Annotated in this window: 23 protein-coding genes; 17 read left to right on the forward strand and 6 right to left on the reverse strand. The window is 68.0% G+C overall.

The genetic code is table 11. The features are described from left to right. The 4 genes from QM621_RS14500 to QM621_RS14515 form a co-directional block, all read left to right on the forward strand. On the forward strand, positions 1 to 428 hold a 428-nt coding region (locus QM621_RS14500; RefSeq protein WP_414991099.1), incomplete at its 5' end, for a hypothetical protein. Next, positions 429 to 1,169: a nucleotidyl transferase AbiEii/AbiGii toxin family protein gene (locus QM621_RS14505; RefSeq protein ID WP_414991100.1), complete on the forward strand. Its 741-nt coding sequence runs from the start codon at positions 429 to 431 to the stop codon at positions 1,167 to 1,169. A gap of 658 nt (positions 1,170 to 1,827) precedes the next feature. Further along, positions 1,828 to 2,280, forward strand: a complete 453-nt coding sequence (locus tag QM621_RS14510) for a hypothetical protein (protein WP_414991101.1) — start codon at positions 1,828 to 1,830, stop codon at positions 2,278 to 2,280. Positions 2,281 to 2,453: 173 nt separating this feature from the next. Continuing rightward, complete coding sequence (locus tag QM621_RS14515) at positions 2,454 to 2,912, forward strand: hypothetical protein (protein WP_414991102.1); 459 nt, start codon at positions 2,454 to 2,456, stop codon at positions 2,910 to 2,912. A 368-nt stretch (positions 2,913 to 3,280) separates the two neighbouring features. Here the strand turns inward: QM621_RS14515 and QM621_RS14520 are convergent, their stop codons facing one another. Beyond that, positions 3,281 to 3,757: a hypothetical protein gene (locus QM621_RS14520; protein WP_414991103.1), complete on the reverse strand. Its 477-nt coding sequence runs from the start codon at positions 3,755 to 3,757 to the stop codon at positions 3,281 to 3,283. A gap of 229 nt (positions 3,758 to 3,986) precedes the next feature. On the opposite strand from QM621_RS14520, the gene QM621_RS14525 reads away from it, so the two are divergent. From QM621_RS14525 to clpX, 9 genes are all read left to right on the forward strand, one after another. Next, positions 3,987 to 4,886 carry a hypothetical protein gene (locus tag QM621_RS14525; protein WP_414991104.1) on the forward strand — a complete coding sequence of 300 codons (900 nt, stop codon included), beginning with the start codon at positions 3,987 to 3,989 and terminating at the stop codon, positions 4,884 to 4,886. A 166-nt stretch (positions 4,887 to 5,052) separates the two neighbouring features. Next, positions 5,053 to 5,454, forward strand: coding sequence for a hypothetical protein (locus tag QM621_RS14530; protein WP_414991105.1), 402 nt, complete (start codon positions 5,053 to 5,055; stop codon positions 5,452 to 5,454). Positions 5,455 to 5,580: 126 nt separating this feature from the next. Then, positions 5,581 to 6,945 (forward strand): trigger factor, encoded by a 1,365-nt coding sequence (gene tig / locus QM621_RS14535; protein WP_414991106.1) that lies wholly within the window; start codon positions 5,581 to 5,583, stop codon positions 6,943 to 6,945. A 142-nt stretch (positions 6,946 to 7,087) separates the two neighbouring features. Continuing rightward, positions 7,088 to 8,341, forward strand: coding sequence for a lipase family alpha/beta hydrolase (locus QM621_RS14540; protein WP_414991107.1), 1,254 nt, complete (start codon positions 7,088 to 7,090; stop codon positions 8,339 to 8,341). A gap of 21 nt (positions 8,342 to 8,362) precedes the next feature. Next, positions 8,363 to 8,824 carry an SRPBCC family protein gene (locus QM621_RS14545; protein WP_414991108.1) on the forward strand — a complete coding sequence of 154 codons (462 nt, stop codon included), beginning with the start codon at positions 8,363 to 8,365 and terminating at the stop codon, positions 8,822 to 8,824. Beyond that, positions 8,821 to 9,303 (forward strand): SRPBCC family protein, encoded by a 483-nt coding sequence (locus QM621_RS14550; RefSeq protein ID WP_414991109.1) that lies wholly within the window; start codon positions 8,821 to 8,823, stop codon positions 9,301 to 9,303. Before QM621_RS14545 ends, QM621_RS14550 begins: the two co-directional genes overlap by 4 nt. 152 nt (positions 9,304 to 9,455) lie before the next feature. Next, a complete protein-coding gene (locus QM621_RS14555) occupies positions 9,456 to 10,034 on the forward strand; it encodes an ATP-dependent Clp protease proteolytic subunit (RefSeq protein ID WP_414991145.1) in 579 nt (192 codons plus the stop codon). A 79-nt stretch (positions 10,035 to 10,113) separates the two neighbouring features. Next, entirely contained in the window at positions 10,114 to 10,716 is a 603-nt protein-coding gene (locus QM621_RS14560) for an ATP-dependent Clp protease proteolytic subunit (RefSeq protein ID WP_414991110.1), read from the forward strand. A gap of 16 nt (positions 10,717 to 10,732) precedes the next feature. Beyond that, entirely contained in the window at positions 10,733 to 12,010 is a 1,278-nt protein-coding gene (clpX, locus tag QM621_RS14565) for an ATP-dependent Clp protease ATP-binding subunit ClpX (RefSeq protein ID WP_414991111.1), read from the forward strand. Between the two features lie 108 nt (positions 12,011 to 12,118). Here the strand turns inward: clpX and valS are convergent, their stop codons facing one another. The 4 genes from valS to QM621_RS14585 are packed head-to-tail and all read right to left on the reverse strand — an operon-like array spanning position 12,119 to position 17,514. Further along, positions 12,119 to 14,701 (reverse strand): valine--tRNA ligase, encoded by a 2,583-nt coding sequence (gene valS, locus QM621_RS14570; protein WP_414991112.1) that lies wholly within the window; start codon positions 14,699 to 14,701, stop codon positions 12,119 to 12,121. A gap of 29 nt (positions 14,702 to 14,730) precedes the next feature. Next, complete coding sequence (locus QM621_RS14575; RefSeq protein ID WP_414991113.1) at positions 14,731 to 15,057, reverse strand: type II toxin-antitoxin system RelE/ParE family toxin; 327 nt, start codon at positions 15,055 to 15,057, stop codon at positions 14,731 to 14,733. Further along, complete coding sequence (locus QM621_RS14580; RefSeq protein WP_414991114.1) at positions 15,054 to 15,284, reverse strand: ribbon-helix-helix domain-containing protein; 231 nt, start codon at positions 15,282 to 15,284, stop codon at positions 15,054 to 15,056. The genes QM621_RS14575 and QM621_RS14580 overlap by 4 nt, the downstream gene beginning before the upstream one ends. A 43-nt stretch (positions 15,285 to 15,327) precedes the next feature. Beyond that, positions 15,328 to 17,514: an MMPL family transporter gene (locus tag QM621_RS14585; protein WP_414991115.1), complete on the reverse strand. Its 2,187-nt coding sequence runs from the start codon at positions 17,512 to 17,514 to the stop codon at positions 15,328 to 15,330. 66 nt (positions 17,515 to 17,580) lie between these two features. Here QM621_RS14585 and QM621_RS14590 point away from each other — a divergent pair, with 66 nt between their 5' ends. Genes QM621_RS14590 through ndk form a run of 3 tightly spaced genes read left to right on the forward strand, consistent with a single transcriptional unit; the run spans position 17,581 to position 19,692 of the window. Further along, positions 17,581 to 18,930: a bifunctional folylpolyglutamate synthase/dihydrofolate synthase gene (locus tag QM621_RS14590; RefSeq protein ID WP_414991116.1), complete on the forward strand. Its 1,350-nt coding sequence runs from the start codon at positions 17,581 to 17,583 to the stop codon at positions 18,928 to 18,930. Continuing rightward, positions 18,930 to 19,274, forward strand: a complete 345-nt coding sequence (locus QM621_RS14595) for a DUF4233 domain-containing protein (protein ID WP_414991117.1) — start codon at positions 18,930 to 18,932, stop codon at positions 19,272 to 19,274. The genes QM621_RS14590 and QM621_RS14595 overlap by 1 nt, the downstream gene beginning before the upstream one ends. Positions 19,275 to 19,284: 10 nt before the next feature. Then, positions 19,285 to 19,692 carry a nucleoside-diphosphate kinase gene (gene ndk / locus QM621_RS14600; protein WP_414991118.1) on the forward strand — a complete coding sequence of 136 codons (408 nt, stop codon included), beginning with the start codon at positions 19,285 to 19,287 and terminating at the stop codon, positions 19,690 to 19,692. 143 nt (positions 19,693 to 19,835) lie between these two features. Here ndk and QM621_RS14605 read toward each other — a convergent pair whose 3' ends face one another. Further along, positions 19,836 to 20,480: a hypothetical protein gene (locus tag QM621_RS14605; protein ID WP_414991119.1), complete on the reverse strand. Its 645-nt coding sequence runs from the start codon at positions 20,478 to 20,480 to the stop codon at positions 19,836 to 19,838. A 34-nt stretch (positions 20,481 to 20,514) separates the two neighbouring features. On the opposite strand from QM621_RS14605, the gene QM621_RS14610 reads away from it, so the two are divergent. Continuing rightward, positions 20,515 to 22,443 carry a TIGR03960 family B12-binding radical SAM protein gene (locus QM621_RS14610; protein WP_414991120.1) on the forward strand — a complete coding sequence of 643 codons (1,929 nt, stop codon included), beginning with the start codon at positions 20,515 to 20,517 and terminating at the stop codon, positions 22,441 to 22,443. Positions 22,444 to 22,615 lie beyond the last annotated feature (172 nt).

Here is a 22,615-nt window from a genome sequence, read left to right on the forward strand (position 1 = left end):
ACGTGCACACGCCTGATGGGACGACGGGCGACTGGCATGACATGTTTCACTGGCGCGACGGTGTCGACCGGCCTCATCAGGTGACGCTCGGCGGCAGCGCCGAGGTCGACACGAACGCGCTCTACGGCGATTGGGGTGTCTATGAGGGGCGTGACCGGTTGATCGCCAAGGGGCTTGATGTCCCGGCGGACATGGGCGAGGTGTTCATCGCTGACCATTTTCGAGCGATTCTCGATTTGTTGTATCACTCGCTCACCAAGTATGGACGTGTTCTGAACCTGAATGGCGCGACGACCGACTGGCTCGACACGCCCGAGCAGCAGCGGCTCGTCCTCAAGCGGGCCACCCGCCTGGCCGAGGTCCTCGACGTCGAGGGGCAGCGGGCGCTCGCGTCGTGGATCGAGCGCGAGTATCGGGAGGCCGCGTAGATGGACTCCGATCCGACTCGAAATGACGCCGCCGCTGGCGACCAGAAGGAGTCGGACCCTGTGGTCTTCGAAGCACCGCACCTCAGCCGTGAGCAGCAACAGCACGTCGCGCTGATGCTCTCCGTCGCCCAGCAGATCACCCGGGACACCGGAGACAACTTCGTCCTCAAGGGCGGCACTGCCTTGCTGCTGGCGTACGGGCTGCCGCGTCACTCGACCGATCTGGACTTCGATGGACGACGGCCGAACACCAACCTCACCCGCAGTATCGAACGAGGAGCCTTCGCGGCTGGAGCGACGGTCGAGTCTCTCGGACTTAAGAAGGACACTCCGACGACGAAGCGCTATATGCTCCATTACGGTGGCCCGTCCCAGCCGGATCCGTTGAAGATCGAGACCTCTTTCCGGCAGGCCGGCGAGATCGACGAAGACGACGTGACCGTGGTCAATGGGTTCCGTGTCTACAAGATCGAACGTCTCGCCGCGCTCAAGATCGACGCCTTCCTCAACCGTGAGAAAGGACGCGACGTCTTCGACGTCTGGTTCCTCCTCACCCGATACCGCGACGTCATCACCGACGAGCAGGCTGTCGGCATCCGTACGAAGGTGGACGAGCTGGGCGAAGACGGTCTCTACGCCCTGATGGAGAACGACTCACTACTACGCGCCCACGACCTTGAGTCCATCGTGCTGGAGCTGGTTGAGAGGGCGCACGACCTCAGCAGAGAGCAAGGAAGTTGAGGGTAACCCCCCCCTGATGTCATGCCGAGCGGACTTGCCCTAGTCCGCCAGAAGATGTCAGGGTCTCAGGTTCCAGTGTGCAACCACCGCGGTCCTGTCATCTACTGGCAACACAATGGTTTCATTCCTTTTCGCCGTTTGTCACCCATGTGGCCGCTTTGTCTGGTCTAATGAAAAGTGTGAAGCTCAGTTCGCTCCGCGACTCAGTATTCCCACCTGGTAGCCCCACGGCAGAGCAAGCCACGGTGAACATCCCCTACGCCGATTCGCGAGTTACTTGCGCGTCAACATATGCCACGCCTGAGCGAATCGTTACCCGAGTTGACTCGGCGGCAGGCGAACGGCTAGGATGTTGTGGTTTCCTTAAGCAGATCCAGGTCATCGCGGTCCCAGGATCAAGTGAGGGGTGCACGCGTGAAGCGCGGGTTACCCCTCATCGGCTTGCAGAGAACACCTCGAACCCGACGAACCCAAGCAATCTAGGCGGTGAGGCTATGACTCTCCCGGGCGCGCTCATTCTTAGGGGCGAAGTCTCGCCCCTAGCCTCCGTCGGCTCCCGGCAAGCTATCTCGGCGTCAAGTATCTTGACGCCGAGATTTATTTTGTGTACCCTAAGGAGGCTATGGAGCGGAGCCCTCCTACCCCTACCGGTGATGACATGGTAGAGCCGCAGAAGAACGGGGCTTCTGTTAGTCAGCTTTCGGATTATCAGGAAGCTGCGGATCGGCCAGTGACCAGGGTGGTGCCGCCCGAGGGCACGGGAATCGTTGATTTAAGTGTTGGCGAAAAGTTAAACCCAGCAGACAAGCGGTTTTTTGTGTTTGTCGAGACTGATCTTGCGGCGTCTAACCTTAAAGTTCATCGCAGCATGCTCCGTGCGGTTGAGGCTAACTTGCAGGGTCGTATAGCGGCTGCCACTAGCACCAATGGGCGTTTTATGTGCCAATTTGCTGCTGGTGATATATGCCATGACAAGCCAGAACTCATTCGGGCGTTTGGTGAAAGTGTTCTGAAATATTTGGGACCACTTGCAGGTTCCGAGGAAGTAGTGGTCAGAATCGCTGACCTCCGCGCTGCGGTGAGGGGTGAGCTAAGCGTAACCAAACTCTAGGAATCGACAGAGTTCTCGTCGGCTGGCAGGCTTAGTCCTCCAGCCGTTTCGTTATGCGCTTGCGGGTGACTCATCTGGCCGCTAGCCTGGCCTCGGGTCGACCTCCACCCGGATCCGACCCCACCCGGATCGATCTCCACATGGATCGAACCTCCGCATGAAAGGATCAGGCCATGGTCAACGCGCCCCCCGCCGGGGACCCCGGTAGCGAGCGTCTGAAACGTCAGACTGCCATCTGCGCAGCACTGCCGCACCTTCCGAAGTCAGCTGTGCGGGATATCCTCATAGAGCAGTTCGGTATCTCACCCGACAAGGACACGATCACTGCCGTCCTTGAGCTATCGTACGAACAGCTCGGTGACGTGCTGGCGGCTATCATCGGCCGTTTGATCTGCGAGAACGAGGGCATTCCAGACGGTCTGGCTCCCGTCATCGATGGCCTGCTCCCGTTCAACGACTCCGAGAACGACGATTCCCACGACCTTCAGCCCAGGCTGGAGGTCGTTTCTGATTCGAGGGACGTCCCGCGTCTCTGGGCACAGAGCTCGCGCGAGTGGCTCAGCCAGACCGAGTTCTGGGGCATCGGCACTCGTGATGATGGCGGTATCTACCGAGGGACGCGGAGCGGGTAGCCAGCGTTATCGCCCTGTCAACCTACCTACGGGGCGCTCGATGCTTCCACCATCGAGCGCCCCGTTTCTTTGCCCTCCTGCGGGTTCGTTCGCCCGCGGCCAGTCAGGTACGTCGTAAAACACAATGCTGACAATGGCGATCTTGACCAAGCAGCCGGACATCTTGGTGCTTCGGCGGCCTGGCTCGGACGAGCTACTTACCTGCCCCTCGTCCTCCACGAGGCCGCATCGTCACTCCGGCGTCGAGCAGGCGCACCCGGATATGTTCGGGGCTAGTCTCGAACCGCTTGGCCAGAGTGGCGAGCGATGCTCCTTCCTCGTACAGGCGTGCGGCTTGAGGAGGATACGGAGTGCGTGATTGCCTTGGGCTAGCGCGGTCGTCCATGACTGTCGCGCATCTTCACTCCGTGCTCGAGGAGGCGGAGGCGTACGGTTGCCCGACTGACGCCCATCGCCTCGCTGATGGTCGCGAGGGAGTCGCCGGCTTCGTAGCGCCGTATGGCGTCGGGGATTTCTTGGGGCAGCAGACCGGTTCGCTTGACCTTGATACCGGCTTGTCGGAGGATTCCCGACACCGTGGTCGGGTCGACCCTGTACTGCTTCGCCAGTCCCTTGACCTTCGCGCCGCCCTTGTAGGCGGTGACGATGTCAGCCTTCTGCTCATCACTCAGCCACGTTTTCTGGCGCACTCGAGGTTTGGCAGGAACGTCAGCGGGCAGGTCTGGCTTGGGTGGGAGCGCCCTCATGGCCAGGCATTTTTCGAGCGTCCTGGTTATGGACTCCCAGTCGTGCATGTCCTGGTCGCGAATCTCCTCGATCAGGCTCCATAGCTGATGAGCCAACATCTTTAGGTTGTAGTCAAGGTCAGAAGGGGCGACCATTGGCGTCGGCACTCCCGTCGGGCGGTGAGCTATCCACGTTTCGGTTCTGATCGGTGGCTCATCCACGCTATGAGCGCTCATAGCGTGGATGACTCACCAGCCAGGCGGCAAAGGTGGATGACTCACCGCCTCCGTCCGGGAGGCTCGAATAAGGCTACGCTGTGCCCATCCACGCCCCGAACTGGAGAGACACATGACGGAGAAGAAGACCGAGGCCTGGAAGGCCACCCCGGAGTCGAAGGCGAAAGCGAAGAAGCTGCGTGTCTTCGCGGTGCTCCTCTGGCTGCTCGGCATCGCCCTGGAGGTCGGCGCGATCTTCGGGCTGCTGCTGAACAAGTCGATCCTGACCGTCTCGGCCAAGCCGGACGACCGGGGCGTCCTGACCACCACCGAGTCGTTCCCGACCTGGGCGCTCCTCACGCTGATCGCCTTGCTGATCCTCGACGGCGTCGTGGTCGTCATCGGCTCGATGCTGTGGAAGAAGGCCAACCAGTTCGACCCGGCCTCGGAGAAGGACAAGGTCAAGTTCTTCGTCCAGAACCAGCTCGGCGCGGCCATCCCGCTGATCGCCTTCGTGCCGATCATCGTCCTGATCCTCATGAACGAGGACATGGACAAGAAGCAGAAGACCATCGCCTCGGCGGTGGGCGTCGTGGTCGCCATCGCCGCCGCGCTGCTCGGCGCCGACTACGACCCGCCGTCGGTCGAGAAGTACACCGCCGAGAAGCAGGCCGTGGTGCAGCTGCTGGGGGAGGACACGGTCTACTGGGCCGGCGGCGGCCAGGTCTACCACGTCTGCGGCGACGTCTCGGACTTGAAGAGCAGCGAGGTCTCCTCGGGGACGACCGCCGAGGCGGTCGAGGCGGGCAAGCCGCGTCTGACCTTGAAGATCGAGAGCGAGCTGGAGGCCTGCGGGCGGGCGGTGCCGACCAACATCGCCGACATCGTCGACGCGATCCGCGAGGTCCAGGAGGGCACGGCGACCGAGCAGATCCTCCCGTCGCCGACCTGGGCGAACGCCTCCGACGCGCCGACCGGCGACGAGGTCGACGCGCTGAACGACGCGCTCGAGGGGTACGCCGACGCCTCCTGAGGCGTTCGCCTTCCCGCTGACGAGGCCCGGACCCCTGGCAGGGGGGTCCGGGCCTCGGCGCGTGGTCCGGCGGCGAGGCGCCGCCGTTCGTGTCGTTCGTCGGCGCGCGGGGACGAAAGGGCCTAGCCTGGGCGCGTCGAAGAACACTCCGGGGGAAGGGCCGTCAATGCGCGCGTTGTCGCTGGTCATGGGATTCTTAGCACTGGGATTGGGCGCCGCCGTCGCGGTCGTGGGCCTGATCGCGCTCGGCAACGTCAAGGATCCGGACTTCGTGCCCACGCTCGGCCAGGAGTACTGCTACCCGCCCGACGGCGGCAAGAACTGGCAGGAGTGCAGCTGGCAGGGCACCTCCCCGCCGGAGCTCCTCGCCGTGGTGCAGCAGGAGGAGAGCAGCCTGTCCAACGACCGCGCGGGGGGTCTGGGTCTGACCATCGTCGGCTCGGCGCTGATCATCGGCGGCGCGGTGCTGCTGGCGCTGGCCCTCAACGCGGGCTCGAGCCGGACGCGGCCGGTCGGCGTCACGGCCGCTCCCGCAGGCCGCCCGGCCCCGCCGCCGCCCACGGTGTAGCCGGACGGACCGCTAGCCGACCCAGCCCGTAGACTGACCGCTGGCCCGCGTGCGTTGTCCGCGGGCCGCTTTGTCCAGCGCGCGGCCCATCGCTTGCGCGCAGAACCGATCGCAGGAGTCAGCCACGTGAAGAGCACCACCGAGAACCTGAGCCCGACGCGGGTCAAGCTCACCATCGAGGTGCCGTTCGAGGAGTTCAAGCCCGCTCTCGACAAGGCCTACAAGACCATCGGCTCGCAGATCCAGGTGCCCGGCTTCCGTCGCGGCAAGGTGCCCGCTGCCGTGGTCGACCAGCGGGTCGGCCGGGGCGTCGTGCTCGACGAGGCGATCAACTCGGTGCTGCCCGACTGGTACCGCGAGGCTGTCACCTCCGCCGAGCTGCAGCCGCTGGGCCAGCCCGACATCGACCTCGCGAAGTTCGCCGACGGCGAGGACATCGTGGTCACCGCCGAGGTCGACGTCCGTCCCGAGATCACGCTGCCCGACCTGGGCTCGATCGCCGTCGAGGTCGACGAGGCGTCGGTCTCCGACGACGACGTCGCCGAGCAGCTCGAGGCGCTGCGCGAGCGTTTCGCCGCGTTCACCAACGTCGAGCGGGCCGCCGAGTCCGGCGACCAGATCACCATCGACCTGGCCGCCGCGCACAAGGACGGCACGGCCATCGACGACGCCACGGCGCAGGGCCTGCCCTACCGTGTCGGCGGCGACGAGATGCTCGACGGCCTCGACGAGGCCGTCACCGGCCTGGCCGCCGGCGAGGAGGCCACCTTCGCGACCACGCTGGTCGGCGGAGAGTTGAAGGACACCGACGTCGACGTGACGGTCAAGGTCACCGAGGTCAAGCAGACCGAGCTGCCCGAGCTGGACGAGGAGTTCGTCCAGATGGCCTCGGAGTTCGACACCCTCGACGAGCTCAAGGACGACCTGCGCGAGCGCCTCACCCGCGGCAAGCGCCTGGAGCAGGCCGCTCAGGCCCGCGACCTCGTCCTCGACGAGATCCTCGCCGCGGTCGACGCGCCGCTGCCGGAGAACCTGGTCACCGAGGAGGTCAACGCCCGTCGCGAGCAGATCCAGACCCAGCTCGCCCAGGCCGGCATGACCTTCGAGGCCTACCTCGACGACGAGGAGCAGACGGTCGACGAGTTCGAGGCCGAGCTGGAGAAGGCCGTGCGCGACTCGGTCGTCTCGCAGTTCGTCCTCGACCAGATCGTCGCCACCGAGGAGATCGGCCTGGAGGACAACGAGCTGATGGAGCACATCATGCGTCGGGCACAGCAGTCCGGCCAGGACCCGAACTCCTACGTCCAGCACATCATGGAGCACAACCACGTGCCCGAGATGGTCGGCGAGGTGCTGCGCGGCAAGGCGCTGGCCTCGCTGGTCGAGGGCGCGAAGGTCACCGACAAGGCGGGGAACGCCGTCGACCTCAAGGCCCTCCAGGGCGACGGCTCGCTCAAGAGCGCCGACGAGGACGCCGCCGACGAGGCGTGAGTCCTCTCCGAACGCGCCAGAGCGCCCCGGCCCCGCGAGGGGTCGGGGCGCTCTGCTGTCGGGCGCGTGCCCGGCGTCACGTGATGCAACGCTCGGATACGCGGGCTTGGCAGGGGCTTGGGTTGACCCGCACAATGAAGGTATGCCTTCCGAGCCCGCACGCACCACCGACGTCGCCGCCCTCATGCTCGAATACGGCGACCGCCTCGTGGTCGGCGCCGTCCGCGACGTCCACCAGGCCGTCGCCAGCCGCGCCTTCCGCGCCACCCGCGTCGTCGGCAGCCGGGTGCCCGAGTCGCTGCACGACGCCGTCGCCACGTCGATCTACGGTGCCATCAGCGGCGTCCTGCGCGTCTCCAGCGGCACCGTCCGCGCCCTCTCGGCGCGCGGCGTCGGCCGCCCGGTCGAGTCCAGCCGGCTCGGCCGCGGCGTCGTCGCGGCGGTCAACGGCCTCGTCGGCGACGAGCTGCGCCGCCTCGACGACCCGCAGGCGATCACCATGGCGATCCGCGTCGACGGCTCCGACGTGCCCGCGACCGGATGGCCGCTGCGCGAGGCCTTCCGCGACGCCACCAGCCACGTCGTGGTCTTCGTACACGGCCTGTGCGAGGACGACGAGTCCTGGAACGCGATGCGCAAGTCGCAAGGCTCCACCTACGGCGAGCGGATCGTCGCCGAGACCGACGGCACGCCGGTCTTCGTCCGCTACAACACCGGCCTGCACATCTCCGAGAACGGCAAGCACCTCGACGCCCTCATGCGCCAGCTCGTCGAGAACTGGCCGACCCGGGTCACCCGGGTCACGCTCGTCGGCCACTCGATGGGCGGCCTGGTCGTGCGGGCGGCCACCAACCACGCCACCGCCACCAGCGGCACCTGGACCGGCCTCGTCCGCGACGTCGTCTGCCTCGGCACCCCGCACGCCGGCGCGGCCCTGGAGAAGGCCGCCCACGCCGGGGCGCGCGTGCTGCGCTTCTTGCCCGAGTCGCGCCCCTTCGGCACGATCCTCGACACCCGCTCGGCGGGCATCGTCGACCTGCGGCACGGCTACATCAGCGCTGACGAGTGGGAGGGACAGGACCTCACCGCCCGCTGGGGCCTCGACCGGATCGCCGCCGCGCCGCTCGCTCACGCCGAATACCACTTCGTCGCCGCCACGCTCGGCGCCACCCGCAGGCACCCGCTGAGCGCCGTGCTCGGCGACATGCTCGTGCACTTCTCCTCGGCCGCGGGCATCGGACGGTCGGGTTCCATCGTCGACGGCGCGCGCTTCGAGTATCTTCCTAGCGCGAGCCACTTCGCCCTGCTCAACCACCCGCGGGTGGGTGACTGGCTGGTCGAGTGGGTCAAGGCGTCGGCGCGCGAGCGTCGCGCGATCACCGCCAGCATCAGCTGAACAACTCTCCAAGGAGTCCCCGTGGCCAATCGTGAGGTCATCACGGCCAGCATCGACATCGACGCCCCGACCGCGACGGTGTGGTCGATCGTCTCCGATCTCAAGCGCATGGGCGAGTGGAGCCCGCAGTGCCGCAAGATGATCGTCCGCGGCGGGGAGGTCAAGCAGGGCACGCGCACGGTCAACATCAACCGTCAGGGCTGGAAGGTCTGGCCGACGCGCTCCTATGTCAAGGAGTTCGTGCCGGAGCGCAAGCTCGCGCTCAAGATCGCCGAGAACGGCACGGTCTGGACCTACGAGCTGGAGCCCACCGCGACGGGCACCAAGCTGACCGAGTCGCGGCTCGCCCCCGGAGGGGTCTCCGACGTCTCGAACGTGCTCACCAAGTACGTGCTCGGCGGCACCGAGAATTTCGAGGACGGCCTGCAGAAGGGCATCGAGCAGACGCTCGCCCGCATCAAGGCCGAGGCGGAGAAGGCGTGAGCCGGGGGCCCGTCGCGCCGCTCGCGGCCAGCGTCGAGATCGACGCGACCCCGGCGCAGGTGTGGCGCGTCGTCGCCGACCAGCGCCGGATGAACCAGTGGAGCCCGGAGACGCACCGCCAGTACTTCATCGGCGAGCCGCTGCGCCGGGGCACGCTGAGCGTCAACGTCAACAAGCGCAAGGCCGTGCTGTGGCCGACGCTCAGCCGTTATCTGACGGTCGAGCCGGAGAAGAAGCTCGAGTTCCACGTCGTCGGCCCGGCCGCGATCTGGAGCTACGAGCTCACCCCGCTCGACGACGGCGCCCGCACCAAGCTCACCGAGCGCCGCCGCCTCAAGAACGACCGACGCACCTGGCTGTCGCTCGCTGTCGCCGGCTCGCTGCTCGGCGGCGTCGCCAGCCACGACGACGAGCTGGTCGACGGCATGAAGTCCACCCTCGCGCGGATCAAGGCCGAGGCCGAGGGCGCGTCGGCCTGAGTCCGCGCGGTCGGTGGTTCTGCTGGGGCTGGAGTTTCGCGCCGGCGTGAGCGGGTTGTACGCCATGGGCGAACAGGGCGTGTTCTCCCGTGTTTTCGTCCGTGTCGGCGTCTAGTCTCGTCAGCGTGAACTCACAGTCCGATTCCCCTCGCATGTCCGCGCAGGCGGGTCCGTCCGATCTGGACGGGCACATCTACCAACGGCTCCTCAAGGAGCGCATCGTCTTCCTCGGGTCGGAGGTGCGCAATGAGAACGCGAACGCGATCTGCGCGCAGATGCTCCTGCTGAACGCGGAGAACCCCGAGGCCGACATCTACCTCTACATCAACTCGCCGGGCGGCTCGGTCGACGCCGGCATGGCCATCTACGACACGATGCAGTTCATCTCCAACGACGTCGCCACGGTCGGCATGGGCCTGGCCGCGTCGATGGGGCAGTTCTTGCTCGCCGCGGGCACCAAGGGCAAGCGGTACGCCCTGCCGCACGCGCGCATCATGATGCACCAGCCCTCCGGCGGCATCGGCGGCTCGGCCTCCGACATCAAGATTCAGGCCGAGCAGTCCATCCTGCTCAAGAAGCAGCTCAACGAGCTCCAGTCGGTGCACACCGGCCAGAGCATCGAGCAGATCGAGGCCGACGCCGACCGCGACCGCTGGTTCACCCCCCAGCAGGCCCAGGAGTACGGCTTCATCGACCATGTGGTCACCAGCGCGGGAGAGGTCAACCGGTGAACGAGCGCCAGCGAGTGAACAATCAGGGTCTCATGCGGGGATTCCCGTATTCTGTCGTTTCTTCAGCGGGGAGGACCGCATGAGCTACTACATTCCCCAGTGGGAAGAGCGCACCTCGTACGGCTTCCGCCGCATCGACCCCTACGCCAAGCTGTTCGAGGACCGCATCATCTTCCTCGGCACGCCGATCAGCGACGACGTCGCCAACGCCGTCATCGCGCAGCTGCTCTGCCTGCAGGTGATGGAGCCCGACCGCGACATCAGCCTCTACATCAACTCGCCCGGCGGCTCGTTCACCGCGATGACGGCCATCTACGACACGATGCGCTACCTCAAGCCCGACGTGCAGACCTTCTGCCTCGGCCAGGCCGCCTCGGCCGCCGCCGTGCTGCTGGCCGCGGGCACCCCGGGCAAGCGGTTCGCGCTGCCGAACAGCCGCATCCTCATCCACCAGCCGTACACGGAGGGCACCGGCGGCCAGATCTCCGACCTGGAGATCCAGGCCAACGAGATCCTGCGCATGCGCGCGCTGATGGAGCGCATGATCGCCGAGGCGTCCGGCAAGAGCCCCGAGGACGTCAGCAAGGACGTCGACCGCGACAAGATCCTCACCTCCGCCCAGGCGCTCGAGTACGGCCTGATCGACCAGGTGCTCGACACGCTCAAGACGCCGGCCGTCTGAGGGGGAGGGACACATCGTGGCACGCATGGGGGAGACCGCCGACCTGCTGAAATGCTCGTTCTGCGGCAAGAGCCAGAAGCAGGTCAAGAAGCTCATCGCGGGGCCGGGGGTGTACATCTGCGACGAGTGCATCGACCTGTGCAACGAGATCATCGAAGAGGAGATGGTCGAGAACTCCGAGCTGACCTTGGGCGAGCTGCCCAAGCCGCACGAGATCTACGAGTTCCTCAACGGCTATGTGATCGGGCAGGACGGCGCCAAGAAGTCGCTCGCCACGGCGGTCTACAACCACTACAAGCGGGTGCAGGCCCAGCAGATGGGCGGGCGGGCCAAGGACGAGCAGGTCGAGCTGGCCAAGTCGAACATCCTCATGGTGGGCCCGACCGGTTGCGGCAAGACCTATCTCGCCCAGACGCTCGCGCGCATGCTCAACGTGCCCTTCGCCATCGCCGACGCCACGGCGCTGACCGAGGCCGGGTACGTCGGCGAGGACGTCGAGAACATTCTGCTCAAGCTCATCCAGGCGGCCGACTACGACGTCAAGAAGGCCGAGACGGGCATCATCTACATCGACGAGATCGACAAGATCAGCCGTAAGAGCGAGAACCCGTCGATCACCCGCGACGTCTCGGGCGAGGGCGTGCAGCAGGCGCTGTTGAAGATCCTGGAGGGCACCACCGCCTCGGTGCCGCCGCAGGGCGGGCGCAAGCACCCGCACCAGGAGTTCATCCAGATCGACACCACCAACGTGCTGTTCATCGTCGGCGGGGCGTTCGCGGGCCTGGAGGAGATCATCGAGCAGCGCCACGGCAAGGTCGGGGTGGGCTTCAACGCCGACCCGACCGTGCGGCAGGCGGTCTCGGCCGCGCCGACCCGGGTGTTCTCGCAGGTGGAGCCGACCGATCTGCTCAAGTTCGGCCTCATCCCGGAGTTCATCGGCCGTCTGCCGGTGATCGCCAGCGTCGAGAAGCTCGACAAGGAGGCGCTGATCCGCATCCTCACCGAGCCGCGCAACGCGCTGAGCAAGCAGTACCAGCGGTTGTTCGAGATCGACGGCATCGAGTTGGAGTTCACCGACGACGCCTTCGGCGAGATGGCCGACCTGGCGCTACGCCGCGACACGGGCGCCCGCGGTCTGCGCTCGATCATCGAAGAGGTGCTGCAGCAGACGATGTTCGAGGTGCCGAGCGACGACCTCGCCGCGCGCGTGCTCGTCGACGGAGCCGTGGTGCGCGGCGAGGCCCCGCCCGCAGTCCTCACCCGCGACCAGGTCGCCAAGAAGCTCGCCTCCTGAGTCGAGCGACGTACAGCACGCCCCTCTTCCCAGATTTGCGCTGAGTTCAACCGTTTTCCTTGGGGGATTCGGTTGAACTCGGCGCAAATCTGGTGAGAAGGCGACCTCTCAGTCGGTGGGGGCGAGGGTAGCGTCGACGGTGACCTCGGTGGCGTCGGCGGAGGGGGACAGGGCGAGGTCGCCGGTGACGCGGCCGGCGGCCTTGACGTCGTCGAGCGCGAGGGCGGCGAGGTCGAGCACGGCGGCCGGGCCGGTGGCGGTGGCCGCCTCGACCTCGGTCCGCTGGCTCACCTTCGCGACCGACTTCGCGCCACGGATGCCCGCGAGCACCTGGCCGGCCGCGGCGAGCACGCCCGCGTCGGCCTCGGCCGTCGCCAACTCGTCGGCCGTCGGCCAGCTCGCGCGGTGGATCGAGCCCTCCTGCCACCACGACCACACTTCCTCGGTCGCGTACGGCAGGTACGGCGCGAGCAGGCGCAGCTGCGTCGACAGGGCCAGCACGAAGGCCGCCTTCGCCGAGTCGCCCTGGGCGTCCTCACGACGGGCGCGCTCCTTGACCAGCTCCAGGTAGTCGTCGCAGAAGTCCCAGAAGAACTTCTCGACGATCTCCAGCGCCGCGGCGTAGTCGTAGGACTCCAACTGCTCGGTCGCCTGCTCGACCACCGCGCGCAGCCCGGCGAGCATCGCCCGGTCGAGCGGCTCGGTGACCTTCGCCGGATCGAGGAAGGAGGCGTCCGCGCCGAGGCCGTAGGCATCGGTGGGCGCCAGCACGAACTTCGCCGCGTTGAGCACCTTCATCGCCAACCGGCGGCCGACCTTCATCTGCGCCTCGTCGAAAGGCGAGTCCGCGCCCGGACGCGCGCCAGCGGCCCGCCAGCGGACCGCGTCGGAGCCGTACTTGGTGATGATCTCGTCGGGCACCACCACATTGCCCTTCGACTTGCTCATCTTCTTGCGGTCGGGGTCGACCACGAAGCCCGACAGCGCCGCGTGGCTCCACGGCACGCCGCCGAACTCCTGGTGCGAGCGGACCACCGAGCTGAACAGCCAGGTGCGGATGATGTCGTGACCCTGCGGGCGCAGGTCCATCGGATAGGTGAGGTCGAACAGCTCCGGGTCGCGCTCCCAGCCGGTGACCAGCTGCGGGGTCAGCGAGCTCGTCGCCCAGGTGTCGAGCACGTCGGGGTCGGCGATGAAGCCGCCCGGCTCGCCGCGCTGAGACTCCTCGAAGCCCTCCGGGGCCTGCGAGGCCGGGTCGACCGGCAACTGGTCCTCGGTGGCGAAGATCGGGTCGTCGTAGTCGGGCTCGCCCTCGGCGTCGAGGCGGTACCAGACCGGGAACGGGATGCCGAAGAAGCGCTGACGGCTGACCAGCCAGTCGCCGTTGAGCCCCTCGATCCAGTTCGTGTACCGGCTCTGCATGTAGCCGGGCTTCCAGTCGATCGCGTCGCCGCGCGCCACCAGCTTCGCGCGCAGGTCGGCGTCGCGGCCGCCGTTGGCGATGTACCACTGGCGCGTCGAGACGATCTCCAGCGGCTTGTCGCCCTTCTCGTAGAAGTTCGCCTTGCGCTCGGTCTTCTCCGGCTCGCCGTCGAGGTCGCCGCTGTCGCGCAGCGCCCGCACGATCAGTTCGCGCGCGGTGAACGTGGTCTTGCCGGCCAGCTCGGCGTACACCTGCTCGCCGGGGCCGCCCGCGATCCACTCCGGCGTCTCGCGCAGCAGCCGGCCGTCACGGCCGATGACGGTGCGGTTCGGCAGTTGGTGCTCGCGCCACCACTGGACGTCGGTCAGATCGCCGAAGGTGCAGCAGTGGACGATGCCCGAGCCCTTCTCCGGGTCGGCGAGCGTGCTGGCGACGACCGGCACCTCCACTCCGAAGATCGGCGACGTCGCGGTCTGCCCGAACAGGTGGGCGTAGCGCTCGTCGTCAGGGTGCGCGATGAGCGCCACGGCGGCCGGGGTCAACTCCGGGCGGGTCGTCTCGACATGGACTTTCGTGCCGTCGGCGAAGTGGTAGGCGACGCGGTGGTAGGCGCCCGGGTAGTCGCGCGCCTCCAGCTCGGCCTGCGCGACCGCGGTCTGGAAGGTGACGTCCCACAGGGTCGGCGCGTCCTGCGTGTACGCCTCGCCGCGCGCGACATTGCGCAGGAAGGCGCGCTGGCTGGTGGTCTGCGCGTCGGCGCCGATGGTCGTGTAGGTCTGCGTCCAGTCGACGCTCAGGCCCAGCGTGCGCCACAGCCTCTCGAAGACCAACTCGTCCTCGGCGACCAGCTCGTTGCACAGCTCGATGAAGTTGCGACGGCTGATCGGGATCTGTTTCTTCGGGTCGGGCTTGGCCGGCGGCGTGAAGTCGGGGTCGTAGGCGATGGACGGATCGCAGCGCACGCCGTAGTAGTTCTGCACGCGGCGCTCGGTCGGCAGGCCGTTGTCGTCCCAGCCCATCGGGTAGAACACCTCGTAGCCGCGCATGCGCTTGTACCGTGCGATGACGTCGGTGTGGGTGTAGCTGAACACGTGGCCGACGTGCAGCGAGCCGGACACCGTCGGGGGAGGGGTGTCGATCGAGTAGACGGCCTCACGGCTGGACGGACGCTGGAACCGGAAGGTCCCCTGCTCCTCCCATACCTGGCTCCACCGCTCCTCCAGGCCTTCGAGGACGGGCTTGCTCGGGACGCGATTCGCTGTGGTCACCCGCCCCAGTCTAGGCGGGCTGGCCGTCGTCAGGCGTCGGGCTCCCTGAGAAGTTCGGGGAGGTCGCGGCGGTGGTGGAGGACACGTAAGCCGACGACGATCTCGTCGCGGAACAGATAGAAGATCGAGTAGGGAAAGGAAGGCACGGCCGCAGCGCGGATATCCGCGAGGTCGCTGAACTCGGTAAAGCGGTGTGATCCCAGACTGGGGAAGGCGGTGATCCGGGTCAACGCCTGCTCAAAGCTCTTGACGAATCGAACGGCGATTTCTGTGCCGGCATCAGTTCGGTAGTCATCGATGATCTGCTCGAGGTCAAGCCGAAACCGGAGAGTTCGGCGTACTCCGGCAGCGCTCATGACGCCGAGGCACGACGCCGCAGCTCGTCAAAGAAAGCGTCGTCGACGACTCCCTCGACGGGTGAGTTCAGACCCTCCAGGATCAGTTCGCGGAACCGTTGGACGTCTTGGTCCTTGCGGATCAGCTCGCGGATGTACTCGCTGCTGGACTGATACCCGTTGCGCGTGACCGTCTGGTCGACGTACTCCTTCAGCTGGTCGGGAAGCGAGACGTTCATGGTGGCCATGGGGTCAGACTAGTCACCGATGGCAAGCTTTGTCATCGAACGGTCAGTCCGCCGACGCCTGCTCCTCCTCGCGCCAGAGCTTGCTGGGCCACCACATCGCGCGCCCGAGGTCGAGGGAGAGGGCGGTGACCAGCACGGAGCGGACGACGAAGGTGTCGAGCAGGACGCCGAGCGCCACGGTGAAGCCGATCTGCGCCACGAAGACGATGGGCAGCGTCGCCAGCGTCGAGAAGGTGCCCGCCAGCACGAGGCCGGCCGAGGTGATGACGCCGCCGGTCGCCGCGAGCCCGACCAGCGCGCCCGTGCGGGTTCCGCGGACCGACGCCTCCTCGCGGACCCGGGTCATCAGGAAGATGTTGTAGTCGATGCCGAGCGCCACCAGGAACACGAAGGCGTACAGCGGGAAGGCGGAGTCCTCGGCCTCGAACCCGAAGACATGGCGGAAGACCAGCGTGCTGACGCCGAGCGCCGCGCCGAAGGACAGCACGACCGTGCCGAGCAGGATCAGCGGCGCCACGAGCGACCGCAGCAGCGCGGTGAGGATCAGCAGCACGACCACCAGGATCATCGGGATGATGAGCCGGTTGTCGGCGGTCGCGGCGTCGTTGACGTCGAGGTTGACGGCCGTGACGCCGCCGACGAGCGCTTCGGCCCCCTCGACCTCGTGCACCGCATCGCGGGCGCGTTCGATGGTCGCGTAGCCGTCGGCGGAGTCGCCCGCGGCGGTGAGCGTGCGCTCGAAGTAGACCAGCCCGTCGGCGACGAGGCCCGGCCCGGTCGCGGCGTTCGACGGGTCGTCCTCGGCCGGCTCCAGTCCCTCGACCTGCTCCAGCGCGGCGGCGACCTCCTCGGCGTGGCCGGACTTCGCGACCACCTGGACCGGCGTCCCCTCTCCGGCGGGGAAGTGCTCGGCGATCACCCTGTCGGCGACTGTCGACTTCTGCTCGGTCGTGAAGGTCTCGGACTGGCTCAGGCCGACGGCGTTCAACTGCACGAGGCCGAGGCAGGCCGCCGCGAGCGCGACCGTCGTGGCGATCCACACGACCCTCGGCCGCCGCGCGATGGATCCGCCGACCCTGCCCCACACGCCCGAGTCGGCGGGCTGGGGGTCGCCGTGGCGCGGGATGAACGGCCAGAACACCCAGCGGCCGAAGACGACCAGCAGCACCGGCAGCAGCACCAGCATGAGCAGCAGCGAGGCCACGATGCCGACGGCGGCGACCGGACCCAGGCCCTCCGTCGAGCCGAGCTGGGCGAAGCTCAGGCAGAGCAGGCCGATGACGACGGTCGCCCCGCTGGCCAGGATCGCCGGGGCGGCGCGGTGCAGCGCGTGGCTCATCGCCTCGTGCCGGTCCTCGAAATTGCGCAGCTCCTCGCGATACCGCGCCACCAGCAGCAGCGCGTAGTCGATGCCCGCGCCGAGCACCAACACGCTGAGGATCGCCGCGCTCATGCCGTTGACGGTCAGATCGGCGTGCTCGGCCAGCAGATAGACGACGCCTTGCGCGGTGCCCACCGACAACAGCCCGCACACGAGCGGGATCAGCCACAGCACGGGGCTGCGGTAGGTGAGCAGGAGCATCACCACGACGACGATCAGCGCGGCCAGCAGCAAGATGCCGTCGACGCCGGCGAAGGCCGCGGAGTTGTCGGCCTCGAAGGCGGCAGGGCCGCCGATGTGCGCGGTGAGGTCGCCGGAGCCGTCGCCCGCGACGTCGCGCAGCTCGTCGAGCACGTCGGGCAGCTCCTCCCAGCCGGTGACCGGGTCGATGTGGATGCCGACGAACACTTGCACGGCCTGGCCGTCCTCGGAGGTGAACCGCGCGATCTCCTCGTCGGTGAGGCTGTCGAGACGGGACTGCAAGTCGGCGAGCTCGGCCTGGCTCATGCCCGCCAGCGCCGGCGGCAGCGCCCACGACACCTCGTCGATCTGCGGGAAGCGCAGCAGGTCGGCCGCGACTGCCTGGAGGTCGTCGCCGGTGATCCCGTCCTCGTCGACGTACACGACGATGGCCGTCAACTCGTCCTCGGTGGCGAAGGCCTCGGACTGCTCGATCACCTTCGTCGACTCGGCGTCGGCGGGCAGCCAGGCCGACACGTCGTTGGACTGCGCGCTGCTCAGCTTGGAGCCGAAGGCGACCGACATCGACACCGCGACGACGAGCATGACGGCCAGCACGACCCACTTGACGGTGCGATGGGTGATCCAGCCGGCGATCTGTCGGTTCATGGGGATCATCTTGCCGGACTCGCCGCCCGGAGGTAAGTCCCGCCTCACCTGCGATACTGGCCGACGATGAGTCCTACTTTCACCGAGGTCGAGGCCGCGCTGCTGGCACGCTGGCCCGAGACCCGCCTGGAGCCGTCGCTCGACCGGATCGCCGCGCTCTGCGAGCTGCTCGGCGACCCCCAGCGGGCCAGCCGGGTCGTGCAGCTGTCCGGCACCAACGGCAAGACGTCCACCAGCCGCATGGTCGACGCGTTGCTGCGCGCCCTCGACCTGCGCACCGGCCGGTTCACCAGCCCGCACCTGCAGTCGGTCACCGAGCGGATCTGCCTCGACGGCGAGCCGCTGACCGAGGACGCCTTCGTGCGGGCCTACGAGGACGTCGCCCCGTACGCGGCGATGGTCGACGAGGCGCAGCCGCACCGGCTGTCGTTCTTCGAGATGATCGTGGCGATGGCCTACGCGACCTTCGCCGACGCGCCGGTCGACGCCGCCGTGGTCGAGGTCGGCATGGGCGGCGCCTGGGACGCCACGAGCGTCGCCGACGCCGACGTGGCCGTGCTGACGCCCGTCGCCGTCGACCACGCCCGCTACCTCGGCGACACGCCCGAGGACGTCGCGCACGAGAAGGCCGGCATCGTCAAGCCCGGCGCGCGGGTCGTCATCGCCGAGCAGACCCCCGAGGTGCTCGACGTGATCGGCCGCCGGATCGCCGAGGTCGGCGCGAGCTTCGCCCGCGAGGGCGTCGACTTCGGGGTGGCCGCGCGGCTCGCCGCCGTCGGCGGCCAGCAGCTCGACCTGCAAGGGCTGTCGGGCCTGTACGAGGACGTCTTCCTTCCGCTGCACGGGGCGCATCAGGCGCGCAACGCCGCGCTCGCGCTGGCGGCGGTCGAGGCGCTGCTCGGCGAGCGCGAGCTCGACCCCGAGCTGGTGCGCACGGCCTTCGCGTCGGTCACCTCGCCCGGCCGCCTGGAGATCGTGCGTCGCGGCCCGACGATCCTGCTCGACGCCGCGCACAACCCGCACGGCGTCGCCGCCTCGCTCGCGGCGGTCACCGAGGAGTTCAGCTTCGCCCCGCTCGTCGCGGTGGTCGCGGTGATGGCCGACAAGGACGTCGACGAGATCGTCGCCGCGCTGGAGCCGGTGGTCGCGCACATCGTCTGCACCCAGAACGCCTCCGACCGCTGCCTGCCCGCCGCCGAGCTGGGCGAGATCGCCGAGGACCGCTTCGGCGAGGACCGGGTGACGGTCCTGCCGCGCCTCGACGACGCGTTGGAGCGAGGGGTCGCGTTGACCGAGGCTCTGGAGGGCTTCGAGGACGCCGTCGGCAGCGGCGGCCTGCTGGTGACCGGGTCGGTGGTGACCGTCGGCGAGGCGCGCACGCTGCTCACCGGGTCGGCTGAGGGAGGGGTGCGATGATGCGGGCGCGGCTGTGCGCCGCGATGCTGTGCTTCGAGGCGATCCTGCTCGGCCTGTCGACGCCCGTCATGATCACCGTCGAGGGCGTCGACAAGACGCTCGCGCTGTGGCTCGGCATCGGCCTGTGCGTCGCCTGCGTGGTGGTCGCGGGCGTCGTCCGCAAGCCGTGGGGGATGTGGCTCGGCCACGCCCTCCAGGTCGCCGCGATCGCGCTGGGCCTGTTGGCTCCGGCGATGTTCTTCGTCGGCGGCCTGTTCGGCGCGCTGTGGCTCGGGGCGTTCTTCCTCGGCGGCACGATCGACGAGGACCGGGCGCGGTGGGCCGCCGCCGAGGTCGACCAGTAGGTTACGAGCCATGACGCAACGCACACTGGTGCTTCTCAAGCCCGACGCCGTCCAGCGTGGTCTGGTCGGCGCGATCCTGAGCCGTTTCGAGGCCAAGGGCCTGACGATCGTCGCGATGGAGCATCGCGCGATCGACGCCGCGATGGCCGACGCGCACTACGCCGAGCACGTCGAGCAGGCCTGGTACCCGCCGCTGCGCGAGTTCGCGGTCTCCGGCCCGCTCGTCTCGCTCGTGCTGGAGGGCGACGAGGCCATCGCCGTGGTCCGCGCGCTCAACGGCGCCACCGACGGCCGCTCCGCCGCCCCCGGCACCATCCGCGGCGACTTCTCCCTGTCGAACCGCGAGAACCTCGTGCACGCCTCGGACTCCGAGGAGTCCGCCGCCCGCGAGATCGCCCTCTGGTTCCCCTCCCTCTGACCGACCGTCACCGGCCCCGTCAGGGCGGTGAGTTGTCCGCCTTTGCCGCCTGGTCGGTGAGTCATCCACCCTATGAGCGCTCATAGGGTGGACGAGCCACCGGCGAAAACGAAAGGTGGATGACTCACCGCCTCAGGGGGTCGTCACCCCAGGTCGAGGGCGGTGACCCCGCCGAGCACCGCGTGGTAGCGGCCGCGCATCTCGTCGGGGAGCCAGACGACGTCGTGGCTCTTGGGCTCCAGCAGCACGTCGCCCTCCAGCGTGCCCCAGTCGACCGGCTGGCGGGAGGCCTTACGCAGTTTGCGGTCGGTGTGCGGCGGCTCGAGTTCGACGACGCTGACCCGCACGCGCATCGGCTCCTCGTTGTCGTTGGCGACGCCGATGCCCCAGAAATTCTCCGGATCGGCGACGGCCAACTTGTCGAGGTCGACCATGACCACGGTCGGTGGGATGGTCAGGCCGCTGACCGGCTCCACCGTGAAGAGATCGAGCACCTCGGTCTGAACGTGGCACACCTGGCGGCAGCCCGGGCCGTCGAAGCGCAGCAGGTCGCGAGCCGTCGAACGGGCCGGAACCTTGAGCATGCCGCGGTCGAGGCCCTGCACCGACGTCACCGTGACGCCGGGGATCTCCTGCCCGTAGGCCGTCAGCGGACGGAAGCGCAACGTCGGGACGAGGTCGTCGTCGGTGGGGTTCGTCATCGTGACGAGCTGGTCGAGTCCGCCGCCGGCGCCCCGCGCCGTGTACGCGACGCTCAACTGCGGTTGCTTTTTCGAGAACAGACCCATGGGACGACCCTAGACGGGCCGTTAGGCTAGCGGTATGTCCGTCGAGTCGTTGTTCCCCCGCTTGGAGCCGGTGCTGCCGCTGGTCAGCAAGCCCATCCAGTACGTCGGCGGCGAGCTCAACGCCAGCCTGAAGGACTGGGACTCCGTCGCCGTCCGCTGGGCGCTCATGTACCCCGACGCCTACGAGGTCGGCCTGCCCAACCAGGGCGTCCAGATCCTCTACGAGATCCTCAACGAGCGCGACTGGATCCTCGCCGAGCGCACCTACGCGGTCTTCCCCGACATGGAGAAGGTCATGCGCGAGCACGACATCCCCCAGTTCACCGTCGACGCGCACCGCCCGGTCAAGGCCTTCGACGTGCTCGGCGTCTCGTTCAGCACCGAGCTCGGCTACACGAACCTGCTCACCGCCCTCGACCTCGCAGGCGTCGCGCTGCACGCGGTCGACCGCGCCGACGACGATCCGATCGTGCTGGTCGGCGGCCACGCCTCGTTCAACCCCGAGCCGATCGCCGACTTCATCGACGCCGCGGTGCTCGGCGACGGCGAGGAGATCGTGCTGGCCATCAGCGACATCGTCCGCGAGTTCCGCGAGGAGGGCAGCCCGGGCGGACGCCTGGAGCTGTTGCGCCGCCTTGTGTCCACCGGCGGCATCTACGTCCCGCGCTTCTACGACGTCGACTACGACGCCGACGGCAGGATCGACGCGATCGTCCCCAACGACGCCGCCGCGCCCGACCGGGTCGCCAAGCACACGCTGATGAACCTCGACGAGTGGCCCTACCCGAAGAATCCGCTGGTGCCGCTGGCCGAGACGGTGCACGAGCGGTTCAGCGTCGAGATCTTCCGGGGCTGCACGCGCGGCTGCCGGTTCTGCCAGGCGGGCATGATCACCCGTCCGGTGCGCGAGCGGTCGCTGCAGAGCATCGGTCGCATGGTCGAGGGCGGCTTGGAGAAGTCGGGACTCGACGAGGTCGGCCTGCTGAGCCTGTCGAGCGCCGACCACTCCGAGATCGGCGAGCTCGCCACGCAGTTGGCCGACCGCTACGAGGGCACCAACACCTCGCTGTCGCTGCCGAGCACCCGCGTCGACGCCTTCAACATCTCCCTGGCGAACGAGTTCAGCCGCAACGGCCGCCGTTCGGGCCTGACCTTCGCGCCCGAGGGCGGCAGCGAGCGGCTGCGCAAGGTCATCAACAAGATGGTCAGCGAGGAAGACCTCATCCGCACGGTCGCGGCGGCGTACTCGCACGGCTGGCGGCAGGTCAAGCTCTACTTCATGTGCGGTCTGCCCACCGAGACCGACGAGGACGTCCTGCAGATCGGCGAGCTCGCCAAGAAGGTCATCGACACCGGCCGCGAGGTCTCCGGTCGCAAGGACATCCGCTGCACGGTCTCCATCGGCGGCTTCGTGCCGAAGCCGCACACGCCCTTCCAGTGGGCCGCCCAGCTCGATCACGAGTCCACCGACGCCCGGCTGCGCAAGCTGCGCGAGTCGGTGCAGTCGGACAAGAAGTACGGCCGGGCCATCGGCTTCCGCTACCACGACGGCAAGCCCGGCATCGTCGAAGGACTCCTGTCACGCGGCGACCGTCGGGTCGGCCGGGTGATCGAGGCGGTGTGGCGCGACGGCGGCCGTTTCGACGGCTGGAGCGAGCACTTCTCCTACGAGCGCTGGGAGGCGAAGTCGGCCGAGGCGCTGGCCGAGTTCGGCGTCGACCTCGACTGGTTCACCACCCGCGAGCGCGGTCCCGAGGAGATCCTCCCGTGGGACCACCTCGACTCCGGCCTCGACAAGGACTGGCTGTGGGAGGACTGGCAGGACGCCCTCGACCCCGATCCGGTCGAGGTCGAGGACTGCCGCTGGACGCCCTGCTTCGACTGCGGCGTGTGCCCGTCGATGGACACCGACATCCAGATCGGCCCCACCGGCAAGACGTTGCTCCCGCTGAGCGTGGTGTGACGCGGCGGTCGGCTTCGTCGTGGGCCTGCTCGATCAGCGCTTCGACGTCGGCTGAGCGGCCGGCTCCTCCTCCAGCACGCGGTCGGTTGACCAGCGCGCCGAGGGCTCCGACGACGAGCGCGGCGACCATGAGCACGGCGACGGGCAGCGTCCATGATTCGCTCAGGTCGTG

The organism is Aeromicrobium sp. (genome assembly GCF_047606445.1).
Classification (GTDB): Bacteria; Actinomycetota; Actinomycetes; order Propionibacteriales; family Nocardioidaceae; genus Aeromicrobium.